The sequence below is a fragment of the Propionicicella superfundia DSM 22317 genome, assembly GCF_000423465.1.
In the GTDB taxonomy this organism is placed as follows: domain Bacteria; phylum Actinomycetota; class Actinomycetes; order Propionibacteriales; family Propionibacteriaceae; genus Propionicicella; species Propionicicella superfundia.
The window spans coordinates 57,902-67,456 of sequence record NZ_AUIA01000020.1; the positions used below are offsets into that span (position 1 = coordinate 57,902).

The 9,555-nt window shown below is 67.5% G+C and carries 8 protein-coding genes and 1 pseudogene; 6 read left to right on the forward strand and 3 right to left on the reverse strand.

Annotated elements, in window-relative coordinates:
* The first annotated feature begins 130 nt into the window (after positions 1-130).
* The 3 genes from rplM to glmM are packed head-to-tail and all read left to right on the forward strand — an operon-like array spanning position 131 to position 2,474.
* Positions 131-574: a 50S ribosomal protein L13 gene (rplM, locus tag G555_RS0104260; RefSeq protein ID WP_028707915.1), complete on the forward strand. Its 444-nt coding sequence runs from the start codon at positions 131-133 to the stop codon at positions 572-574.
* Positions 575-597: 23 nt separating this feature from the next.
* Positions 598-1,113 carry a 30S ribosomal protein S9 gene (gene rpsI / locus G555_RS0104265; RefSeq protein ID WP_028707916.1) on the forward strand — a complete coding sequence of 172 codons (516 nt, stop codon included), beginning with the start codon at positions 598-600 and terminating at the stop codon, positions 1,111-1,113.
* Positions 1,113-2,474 carry a phosphoglucosamine mutase gene (gene glmM, locus G555_RS0104270; RefSeq protein ID WP_028707917.1) on the forward strand — a complete coding sequence of 454 codons (1,362 nt, stop codon included), beginning with the start codon at positions 1,113-1,115 and terminating at the stop codon, positions 2,472-2,474. The genes rpsI and glmM overlap by 1 nt, the downstream gene beginning before the upstream one ends.
* A 150-nt stretch (positions 2,475-2,624) precedes the next feature.
* Here the strand turns inward: glmM and G555_RS22165 are convergent, their stop codons facing one another.
* Positions 2,625-3,476, reverse strand: coding sequence for a hypothetical protein (locus tag G555_RS22165; RefSeq protein ID WP_028707918.1), 852 nt, complete (start codon positions 3,474-3,476; stop codon positions 2,625-2,627).
* Between G555_RS22165 and G555_RS23345 the strand changes: the two are divergent.
* Positions 3,415-4,023, forward strand: a pseudogene (locus G555_RS23345) (DNRLRE domain-containing protein); the annotation flags it as partial. The gene G555_RS22165 and the pseudogene G555_RS23345 overlap by 62 nt on opposite strands.
* On the opposite strand, the gene G555_RS23015 reads toward G555_RS23345, so the two are convergent.
* A complete protein-coding gene (locus G555_RS23015) occupies positions 3,996-4,253 on the reverse strand; it encodes a hypothetical protein (protein WP_028707919.1) in 258 nt (85 codons plus the stop codon). The pseudogene G555_RS23345 and the gene G555_RS23015 sit on opposite strands and share 28 nt — an antisense overlap.
* Before the next feature lie 156 nt (positions 4,254-4,409).
* Positions 4,410-4,541: a hypothetical protein gene (locus tag G555_RS23195; protein ID WP_281168170.1), complete on the reverse strand. Its 132-nt coding sequence runs from the start codon at positions 4,539-4,541 to the stop codon at positions 4,410-4,412.
* Between the two features lie 37 nt (positions 4,542-4,578).
* Between G555_RS23195 and G555_RS0104300 the strand changes: the two genes are divergently transcribed.
* Both G555_RS0104300 and G555_RS22775 read left to right on the forward strand, forming a co-directional pair.
* Positions 4,579-9,246, forward strand: a complete 4,668-nt coding sequence (locus tag G555_RS0104300; protein ID WP_245581190.1) for an RHS repeat-associated core domain-containing protein — start codon at positions 4,579-4,581, stop codon at positions 9,244-9,246.
* 43 nt (positions 9,247-9,289) lie between these two features.
* Positions 9,290-9,555, forward strand: a 266-nt coding sequence (locus tag G555_RS22775) for a hypothetical protein (RefSeq protein ID WP_211223170.1), incomplete at its 3' end; no start/stop codon positions are given.

The following is a 9,555-nucleotide window of genomic DNA, read 5'->3' on the forward strand; positions in this document are numbered from 1 at the left end:
GAGCCGAGAAGCCCTCAGCGTGTTTTGACCCGCTCGAAACGAGGCGGTAATGTTAGGCGCTGTTGCGCATCGGTACGCCTGAACGATCCGATCAACAAACCGCCAAGCCTACGAAAGATGGTCACCGACCGTGTCTACTTACAGCCCTAAGCCGGGAGAGGTTACCCGGAACTGGCATGTGATCGACGCCAGCGATGTGGTGCTGGGCCGACTGGCAGTCACCGCCGCGACTCTGCTGCGTGGCAAGCACAAGCCCGTCTTCGCGCCCCATGTCGACACCGGTGACTTCGTGGTGGTCGTCAACGCGTCCAAGATCGCGCTGACGGGCAACAAGGCCGGCGGGAAGCTGGCCTACCGCCACTCGGGATACCCCGGTGGCCTCAAGGCTGTCCCGTACGGCGAGCTGCTCGCGAAGGATCCGCGCAAGGCGGTCGAGCGGGCCGTGTCCGGGATGCTCCCGAAGAACAAGCTCAGCCGGCAGCAGCTCAAGAAGCTCAAGGTGTACTCCGGCCCCGAGCATCCTCATCAGGCTCAGCAGCCGCAGCCGTACGAGATCACTCAGATCGCCCAGTGACCACGGGACCTCAAGGAAGCACAGTGTCAGAAGCCACCGCAGAAAGCACCGAGACCGAGGCTGCCCCCTTCGTCGAGGGTGACCGCGAAATCGCCTACCGCTCCGAGGCGGCGCCCACCAGCGCGCAGCCCGGAGGCCGCCCCGCCGTGGTTCAGAACACCTACGGCACCGGCCGCCGCAAGGAGGCCATCGCCCGTGTTCGTCTCGTTCCCGGCACCGGCCAGTGGTCGGTCAACGGGCGCTCGCTCGAGGACTACTTCCCGAACAAGATCCACCAGCAGATCGTCAACGAGCCGTTCGAGACGGCGGTCGTCGCCGGGTCGTACGACGTGATCGCCACGATCGTGGGCGGTGGCGTCAGCGGCCAGGCGGGTGCGTTGCGGCTGGGCATCGCCCGTGCGCTCAACGCGGCCGACGCCGAGGCGAGCCGTCCCGCTCTGAAGAAGGCCGGTCTCCTGACCCGTGACGCGCGGATCAAGGAGCGCAAGAAGGCGGGTCTCAAGAAGGCCCGGAAGGCACCTCAGTACAGCAAGCGCTGATGCCGCGACTTTTCGGCACCGACGGCGTCAGGGGCAAGGCGAACGAACAGCTCACTGCGGAGCTGGCCTTGTCCCTGGCCGTCGGTGCCGCGCACGTTCTGGGCGAGGCCGGGGCGTTCGGCGATCGCCGTCCGCAGGCCATCGTCGGTCGCGATCCGCGAGCCTCGGGGGAGTTCCTCGAGGCGGCGGTCGTCGCGGGGCTGGCCAGCGCCGGGGTGGACGTCACCCGGGTCGGCATCGTGCCGACACCGGGTCTTGCCTATCTTGTCGGGGCACTGGACGCCGATCTCGGCGTGATGCTCTCGGCCAGCCACAACCCGATGGCCGACAACGGCATCAAGTTCTTCAGCCGGGGCGGGGTGAAGCTGGACGACTCGCTGGAGGACGCCATCGAGGCGCACCTCGATGAGGCGTGGTGCCGCCCGACCGGTGCCGCCGTCGGGCGCGTCCGCGATGACGAGTCGGCGGTCGAGAAGTATGTCTCTCATCTCGTGGGCAGCCTTCCCGGGCCGCAGGGCGGGCGCCTGGGCGGGCTGAAGGTCGTCATCGACTGTGCTGCCGGGGCAGCGTTCCGCACCGCTGCCGCAGCGTTCCGGGGGCAGGGGGCCGAGGTCGTGGCGATCCACGACGATCCCGACGGCATCAACATCAATGCCGACTGCGGCTCGACGCACCCGGCGGATCTGCAGGCTGCCGTCGTGGCCGCGGGTGCCGACCTGGGCATCGCTCTCGACGGTGACGCCGACCGGTGTATCGCGGCCGACGCGGCGGGCGTGCTCGTCGACGGCGACCAGATCCTCGCCGTGCTCGCCCTGGGGTTGCGGGACGAGGGCCGGCTCGTCGACGACACCGTCGTGGCCACCGTGATGAGCAACCTCGGGTTCAAGCTCGCCATGCAGCGCCGCGGGATCACCGTCGTTCAGACGAAGGTCGGCGACCGGTACGTGCTGGAGGCGATGAACGCGAACGGGTTCAGCCTCGGCGGCGAGCAGTCCGGGCACGTCGTGCTCAGCGAGCACGCGACCACGGGTGACGGGGTGCTCACCGGGTTGCATCTGGCCTCCGAAGTCGTTCGCACCGGCAGGCCGCTGGCCGATCTCGCCGGGGTCATGACGCGGCTGCCCCAGGTGCTTGTCAACGTTCCGAACGTCGACAAGTCCCTGGCCGACACCGACGAGGTGTTGTTGGCGGAGGTCGCCGCGGTCGAGGCCGAGTTGGGCGAGACGGGCAGGGTCCTGCTGCGCCCGTCCGGGACCGAGCCTCTCGTGCGGGTCATGGTCGAGGCGCCCACCTTCGAGCAGGCGCAGGCTGCGGCGTCTCGACTGGTCGACGTCGTCGCGCGCCGGCTCTCGCTCGGCTGAGGGGCGTCGTCCACCCGGGCGTGCAGCTTCTGGTCTTGGATCCGAGATCTCGGATCCGCCTTTCTCGTATGGTGTCCTGCGTTGATGGGACCCGTTCGTAACGGTTTGGTCACGGCGTGTGACGGTTCTCATATCTGTCTGCCAGGTTTGTCACAGTTTGTGGCACCTGCCCCCAATGACGGGGGCCTGTTCTGGTTGGGTGCCGATGTCGGGTTTGTCGCGTCGGGTTGCTGGTGTGGGGTGTGTGGTTTCGCTGGCGTTGGTGCTGGGGTTGCTGCCGGGCCCGGTCGCGGCAGCGGATCCGTCTCCTGTTCCGTCTCCGTCGGGTTCTTCGGGGGAGTTGGTGCGTCCGGATTGGGTGTCGGCGTCGGTGACGGCGCGGGCGGCCGGTGAGCGGGTGGAGGTGTTGTCGGAGCGGTCCGAGACGACGCGGGTGTGGGTGCGGCCGGACGGGGTCGTGGACGAGGAGGTCGCGGCGGCGCCGGTGAGGTTCGAGGATTCGTCGGCTGTGGACGGGTGGACGGAGATGGATCCGTCGTTGGTGGTTCGGGACGGGAGGCTGGTGGCGGCGGCGTTGCCGCAGGTGGTGTCGGTGGGGTCGGGTTCGGAGCCGGTGGTGCGGTTCGGATCGGATGTGGCGTTGAGCCTGCCGGGTGTGACATTGCCGGCGCCGTCGGTGGAGGGGTCGACGGCGACGTTCGCGGATGTGGTGCCGGGTGTGGATGCGCGGCTGGAGGTGCGCACGGGTGGGTTCGAGTTCTTGTGGGTTGTGAGGTCGGCTGCGGGCGCTGCGGAGTTGGTGGAGCGGTTCGGGTCGTCGGGCCGGGTGGTGTTGCCGATCCTGGTGCAGGCTGCCGGGGGTGTGCCGGCGGCGGCGGACGGGTCGATGGGGGTGTTGGACGCCCGCGGCACGAGGGTGGGTGTGTTCGGGTCGCCGACGATGTGGGATTCGAACGCGCCGGTGGCCGGTGAGCGGGGTGTGCAGAAGAAGGTCTCGTTCACGGTCGGCGCGGTGAAGCGGTCCGGGCGGGTTCAGCAGGCGGCGGTGTCGGTGGGGTCGGATGCGGTGTGGTTGACGTCGGCGGCGCGGGAGTTCCCGGTGTATATCGATCCGACGTATGCGGCGACGAACACGACGGCGGTGTTCGATACCTATGTCCAGAGCAACGTGAGTTCTGATCAGTCGTTGTCGACGGAGCTTCGTGTGGGGACGTATGGGGATGGTGTGGTTGCCCGGTCGTTTATCAATTTCAGTGCGGCTGCGTTCAAGGGCAAGTCGATCGTGTCGGGGTCGTTGAGTCTGTGGGAGTCGTGGTCGTGGTCGTGTTCGGCGCGGCCTTTCCTGGTGTATGACACCCCGGTGTTGGCGTCGGCGTCGACGCGGTGGTCGAATCAGCCGGGTGCGAATGCGTTGCGGGGGACGACGTCGGTGGCGAAGGGGTATTCGTCGTCGTGCCCGGGGGGTCGGGTGGACACCGATATCACGTCGGTGGTGAAGAACTGGTCTGGGACGTCGGCTTCTCAGGTGGGTGTGACGCTGCGGGCGGGTAACGAGTCGGATGTGTATGGGTGGAAGAAGTTCTTGTCGGCAGAGGGCGCGGCGAAGCCGTTGATCAAGTATTCGTACAATCGGGCGCCGAACACGCCGAGTGCGCCGTCTGTCGCGTCGGCCACATGGATGAACTCGTGGTGGTATGTGGGGACGCCGACTCCGACGTTGAGTTCGGTGGGGACCGATCCGGACGGGAACCAGATCGCGATGCGGTTTGCGAAGTTCACATCTGCCTCGTCGACGGCGAATCCGGTGACGGTGTGTTCGACCGGTTATCAGGCGTCGGGGTCGACGTTCAGGTGCACCACGATGGCGTCGGCGGCTTTTCCGGAGAACGCGTCGGTATGGATCCGGACCGCTACCAAGGATCAGGCGTCGTCGGTTTACGGGGCGTGGTCTTCACCGACCCGGGTGATGTCGGCGTCGAAGACACCGCCCACGCCGACGATCGCATGCCCGACGGCGAACGGGTCGTGGCAGGATGCGGTGAAACCGGCCGAGACGTGCACGGTCACGTTGACGGCGAAGAGTGGCGAAGGGGCCTCGGGTCCTGTGAAGGTGAAGATCTCCCGCAATATGGGTGGGTACGTGTCGACGTCGATCACCCAGGCCCAGCCGGGTGCGCCGGTGACGGTGCAGGTGACCGGGCACGGTGGGACGAACGGGGCGCATTCGATCCGCGCGATCGCGGTGTCTCCCACCGGGAAGGAATCGGCGGTCGGGTTCTACGGGTTCGGGTATGGCGCTCCGACGCTCAACTCGCCCACCTCGGTGATGACGTCGACGGGCGCGGTGCGGATCGACGCGGCGGGAGCGCCGAGTAACGCGGCGACGTCGGTGACCGGCACGGTGCAGTGGCGGATCCAGGGTTCGGGTGACCACCAGTGGGTCGATGCTCCCGCGTCGAACACGCTCAGCACGAGGCAGGAAGCGGGCTCGACGACGGTGAAGGGCCGGCTGGACTTGTCGAGCTTGGTTGATCAGGCCGACGGGTCGGGCGTGAAGGTCGCGAAGCGGACGTCGACGGTGATCGACGTGCGGGTGTGTATGGAGTACTCGGGTGCGGGCACGTCGTGCACCGGGTCGCAGGCGGTGGTGCGGGTGCCGCACGCGTTCGGTTCCGGGTTCCCGGTCGCCGATGCCGGCCCGGGGCAGCGGGCCCTGTGGACCGGCGAGTTCCAGGTGTCCGATACCGACGCCGAGTTGGACGCGCCCGGGGGTGGGATCTCGGTGTCGCGGGTTCATTCGTCGTTCGCGGGGGAGCCGGCGGTGCAGAACGGCGTGTTCGGGCCGGGTTGGGTTGCTTCGTTCGAGGGCGGACCGGTGGGCGTGTCGGGAGCCGAGGTGATCGATTCGACCCGGGCCGATGGGACCGTCGTTGTGATGGATGCCGACGGTGAGGTGTTGGTGTTCGCCGCGCCGGTGCGGCGGACGGGCGCGAGTCTGGCCGCCGGCGGCTATACCCCGGTCACCACCGACACGGTCGATTCCGGCATGACGCTGGTCGTGTCCGGGACGGGTGCGTCCACCGAGGTGACGGTGACCGACGAGGACGGGGTCGTGACCCGGTTCACCGCGAAGACCGCCCCGGCGGCAGGCCAGGACGCGGTGTTCGCCGCGGCGGATGTGACCGACACGGTCACCACCGGGAAGGCGACCTACAGCTATGACGCGCAGGGCCGGGTGGTGGCGATCGTGGGGCCGTTGCCGGACGGGATCGGTTCCTGCACGCCGGGGACGCCTGCGAACGGGTGCCGGGTGCTGCGTATCGCCTATGCGACGTCCACGACGGCGACCGGGTCGACGCCGGGTGACTACACCGGCCGGGTGAAGCAGATCACCGCCGATGTGAACACCCAGACCGGGATCGTGCTGGCCGACTACAGCTACGACGTCAAGGGACGGCTCGTCACGGCGACCGACACGAGAACCGGTCTGTCCACCGGTTATGGCTGGACCGGGCCGGATGCCCAGCCCCGGCTGGCGTCGATCACCCCACCGGGGCAGGCCACCTTCACCTTCGAGTATCAGGACGAGAAGCTGTCCAAGGTCACCCGGCCGGTCCCTGGCAGTGCCGGGGGCGGGACGGCGCAACTGGCGGCGTTCGTCGACAACATCCCGTTGACCGACATCACCGGCCTGGGCGGTCTCGACGAGGGGAAGCTGGTCCAGTTCGCCGGTTACGACCTGACCCGGGCCGCGACGACGGGGTTCGCGGTGTTCGGGCCGGACACGCCGATCGGCCAGGCCCCGGCGGCCGGGGACGACGCGTGGCGCAAGGCGGACGTGCAGCTCACCGACGCGGAGGGGTACACGATCCACACCGCGAGCTACGGCGCGGGCGCGTGGCAGTTCACCGCCAACGAGTACGACGCCTACGACAACGTGATCCGTGCCTGGGACACTCGTGCCACCGGTGCGATCCGTGACGGGTCGGTGGTCGACATCGACTCGGCCGCGACCCAGACCGTCTACAACGAGGCGATCATGGGCACCGACGGGACCACGGTGACACCGGCCGGGACGCTGGTCACCGACGTGTACAGCCCGGCCGCCCGGGTCGTGGGCCCTGACGGTGCGGAGGTGTCACTGCGGCGGCATGTGAAGACCTTCTACGACGAGGGTGCCCCGAACGCCGGGATCAACCCGGCCACGAGCGTCCCCTTCCGGCTCACGACCCGGACCGTCACCACCGGCGAGACCGTGGCCAAGGAGATCGTGGAGACGATCGGGACCACGATCACCGGCTACGAGCCGGTCGTGTCCGGGGATACGTCCGGGTGGACGCTGGGGCAGGCCACCACGGTCACGACCGACATGAACGGCAACGGTCAGAAGGATGCTGCCGACATCACGTCGGTGACCCGGTATGACGAGCAGGGACGGGTGGTTGAGGAGCGTCAGCCGTCGTCTTCGGGGAGCGATGCGGGGACGCGCCGGACGGTGTACTACACGGCCGGTGCCAACACGGTGGCGGCCGAGTGCGGGCACAAGCCGGAATGGGCCGGGTACACGTGCAAGGTCGGGCCGATCGGCCAGCCGGCCGGTGTCACGATGCCGGTCACCGTCACGACCGGGTACCGGTGGGACGGGCAGGCCACGACGAGCACGGAGACCTCCGGCGGTGTCACTCGCATGGAGACGACCGGTTTCGACGGTAGGGATCGTCCGGCGACGGTGACCACGACGGTCACCGGCCTGGACGGGTCCACTTCCGTGGCGCCGGTCACGACCGGCTATGACGACGCGACCGGGCAGGTCACCGGCACGACGTCGGCGGCGGGGTCGACCGGGTTCGGCTACGACGCGTGGGGCCGGCAGGTCACCTACAGCAGCCGGCCCGCCGGCCAGGACACGGCCGATGTGACGACGACGACCTACAACCCGCTCGGGCAGGTCGTCCAGGTGACCGACCCGAACGGCACCACCGGCTACACGTGGGACGGGACCGACGCCAACGGCAACACCGAGACCCGGAACCTGACCACCGCCGTCACCATCACCGTCGGTGACCGGTCGTGGACGTCGACCGGCGCCTACGACGCGCACGGCACGCTGGTGCGGGAGAACCTGCCCGGCGGCATCGTCAAACGACTGGCGTATGACGTGAACGGGGAGTTGGTCGAGGTCGCCTACAACGGGCAGGTCACCGACCCCGACACGTCGGTGGTCGCCCAGGATCAGCCGTGGATCGCGTGGAGCCTGCTGCCCAACACGGCCGGGCAGACCGCCCACGAGTGGACCCCGGACGGGGCCGCGTTCACCGGCGACCTGCCCGGCACGACCGCCATCGCGTCGGACCGGCACTACGGCTACGACAAGGCCGGACGACTCGCCACGGTCACCGACCAGACCGGCACCCAAGACAGCGACACGACCTGCACCCTGCGCAGCTACGGCTTCGACCAGAACGGGAACCGGACCGGTCAAGGAACCGCCACCGCCGCCCCGAACACGGCCTGCCCGGTCACCGCCACCACAGCCCTGACCCGGGCCTACGACGCCGCTGACCGGCCGGTCTCCGGCGCGAACGGCACCGGCGTCTACAGCTACGATCCGCTCGGTCGGCAACTGTCGATTCCCGCTATGGACGCCCCCAGGCCTGGTGATGGGGACATCACACTTGCCTATCACGACACGGACAGCATCCGATCGATCACCCAGAACAACCAGACCCTGACGTGGGGGTTGGATGGGGCTGGGCGTCGTTACTCCCAGCACACCAACATCGACGGGGCGAACGTCACGACGTTGTGGAACCACTACACCGATACCGGGGACAATCCCACATGGTCGGTGGATCGGCGTGACGGCACCGACACCACCACCCGGTGGGGCGAGCTCATCGACGGTGATCTCGGGCTGACCATCACCGACGGCACAACCGCCGAACTCGCCCTCGCCGACCCGCACGACTCTGTCGCCACCACCGTCACCCTCCCCGACACCGGCAGCGCGACGGGCCTGGACCGCTGGAACAGCTTCGACGAGTACGGCAACACGACCAGCCCGATCACCGGGGACGCGGCCGGTGTCACCAGCCAGGGCTACGGATGGCTCGGCACCAAACAACGCACCACAACCACCACCGGTCTGATCCTCATGGGAGCACGGGTCTACAACCCCACCACCGGACTCTTCACCTCCACCGACCCTGAATACAACGGTGGTGACACCACCTACGGCTACCCCAACGACCCCGTCAACAACACTGACATCACCGGACGCAGTTGGTGGAGCAAGCTCGGAAAGTGGGCGAAGCGCAATAGGGGAACGATCGCAACAGTCGCTTCGATCGCGGTTTGCGCAGCGGTCGGTCTTATCGGTTGTGGCATTGCGACAGCTTTCGCTTTCGCGGTTAGAACGCAGCAGACTGTATCAGAGAAGGGTGGATGGAAGAAAAACCGAGGAGCTATTATCGGAGACGCAATCATGACAACTACCACTTTTGGCATCGGAGGAGTCTTCCGTTACGCGAAATATGGGCGCTCAATGTTCTCGAAAGGAGCAAAGACATATACAAGATCATACGCCGATTTCGTCGGCGCTCGAGCGCGTCGAGCTGTTGTGAAGCGCTTCCCCAAGATCATGCCAAGCTTCCGCTCCGTCCGAGGCGGCTACGTCAAGCGGGCAGTAACCTCCACCTTCATGTCCAGCGCTTCCGGTGTCTCTCTTCTTGGGCCTTACGCCTACCGCAGACAACGTCGCGGACTTCGATGACGATAAGCGATGCAGGCCAAGGCCGGCGCCTGAGGTGACGGTCGTGACGAGATCAGCACGTCCCCGTCTGTTCTTCAGCGTATCCGATGTTGTCACCATAGTTTGTGGCGCGGCGTTCTTGTGGATCGGTGTGCTGATCTTGCAGGAGCCCCCTCTTGGGTGGTTCGATCTGTTCACGGGCTGGTTTGGTGTTGCGGTTGGCGTGTTTGTCGCGTTCTGGGAGGCGCGGCATAGCGTGTCGTGGGTGACGGGTGCGGGGGTGCGTATGTTTCCGTTTGTGGGGCGGTTTACTCCGGTGGGGCGGGTGGA